At 59.6% G+C, this 1011-nt stretch carries 1 protein-coding gene; it reads left to right on the forward strand.

From position 1 onward, the window contains the following. Positions 1 to 182: 182 nt before the first annotated feature. A complete protein-coding gene (locus Q0216_RS08635) occupies positions 183 to 773 on the forward strand; it encodes a Fur family transcriptional regulator (protein ID WP_298594557.1) in 591 nt (196 codons plus the stop codon). The last annotated feature ends 238 nt before the right edge of the window (positions 774 to 1011 follow it).

Below are 1011 nucleotides of genomic sequence, written 5' to 3' on the forward strand. Positions count from 1 at the left end.
CTTGATGGTGATCGCCGGTGCGGGTTACTCTAGGTTCTTTGATTGTACGGCATCTCTTCGCACCCGAAGCCGGGGTAAGGAGGGGCGCCACAGAGTGGATGAAAAGGATGCCCCACCGGCTTATTATGAGTTTTTCATAAAATAATGATGAGTTTCTCATAATAACGTGTAGACTTAAACCTATGACCGACGCAAAGACAACCTTAGATACGAAGAAGACCCAGCATCCAGACCATCACAAAACCGGCTGCGCCCACACCACCGGCCTGCCGTTGCTCTCCGCAATGAGCCCCGAACAGCTCGAAGAAGCATGGACCACCGGTCTGCGCGCCAAGGGCCGCCGCGTCACCAAGCAGCGCCTCGCCGTACTGCATGCAGTGCAGGAACACCCGCACTCCACCGCCGACACCATCGTGCAGGCAGTGCGCGAGCGCATCCCCGCCATCACAGTTCAGTCGGTCTACGTAATCCTCACCGACCTGACCGATATCGACCTGCTGCGCAAGTTTGAGCCGCCGGGAACCCCCGCCCTCTACGAAACCCGCACGGGCGACAACCACCACCACGCCTTCTGCGTACGCTGCGGCAAGGTCGAAGACGTGGACTGCGCGGTCGGCTCCGCACCCTGCCTGACCCCCAGCGATTTTCACGGCATGGCGCTCTTCAGCGCAGACGTACTCTATCAGGGCGTGTGCGTAGACTGCCAGACCGAGCAGGAGGCGGCACTCGCCCGCGCTCAGCAGGAAGCGGCAGCACGCATCCTAGCGGCATAGCTTTTAGTCGGGTAGACCCGCTCGGTCATGAACGTTTTAAACCGTTGAGGCGGCGACACTACTCGTGTCGTCGCCTCAACGCTTTAAGGTATTCGATGCAGGACCTAGGCACCCATGCGGGGCTGCGAATCCACAATCTCCAGCAGCTCGCGAATCTGCGCCGCGCTCAGCACGGTGGAAGGATTAATCGCGTTCACCTTCACGCTCGGTGCGCCAATCTCCAGGGCGTAACGCAGAA

It is taken from the genome of uncultured Rothia sp. (genome assembly GCF_937976295.1).
In the GTDB taxonomy this organism is placed as follows: Bacteria; Actinomycetota; Actinomycetes; order Actinomycetales; family Micrococcaceae; genus Rothia.

Bases quoted from the DNA above. Each gene is read 5' to 3' on its own strand.
- Q0216_RS08635 (WP_298594557.1), top strand. From the start codon at position 183: ATGACCGACGCAAAGACAACCTTAGATACGAAGAAGACCCAGCATCCA.